At 78.5% G+C, this 451-nt stretch carries 1 protein-coding gene; it reads left to right on the forward strand.

All coding sequences use genetic code 11. The features are described from left to right. Positions 1-190 precede the first annotated feature (190 nt). Positions 191-451, forward strand: a 261-nt coding sequence (locus GTW08_RS19985; protein ID WP_346009943.1) for an MFS transporter, incomplete at its 3' end; no start/stop codon positions are given.

The raw sequence follows: 451 nt of genomic DNA on the forward strand, positions 1-451 counted from the left end.
GGGGGCGGGGCTCGCGGTCGGGGTGCGGGGTGGGGCGCACGGCGAGCCGCGGCTGCGTGCGGCGGGCGCCGACGCCGTCATCGACTCGGTCGCGGACCTGCCCGCGCTGCTCGGCCTCCCCAGCTGAGCCCGCACGGCGTAGCGTCCGTCCCGATCTTGACCGGTCCGCGGTGATGACGGGGGTGGCGGCGTGGCCCGACGCACGGTGGCGGTGGCGTCGCTCGGCACGATGCTGGCCCTGGTCAGCTACACCGCGCCGCTGGCCACCCTGGCCCCGATCGCGGCCGACCTGGGCTCCTCGCCGTCGGGGCGCTCCTGGATCCTCAGCTCGATGAGCCTGGGGCTCACCGCGGTGCTGCTGACCGCGGGGACCCTGGCCGACCGGCTGGGGCGGCGCGCGGTGTTCACGACCGGCGCGGTCGTGCTGGCCCTGGCCTCGGCGGGCGGCGCG

Source organism: Pseudonocardia sp. SID8383, from assembly GCF_009864975.1.
GTDB lineage: Bacteria > Actinomycetota > Actinomycetes > Mycobacteriales > Pseudonocardiaceae > Pseudonocardia > Pseudonocardia alni.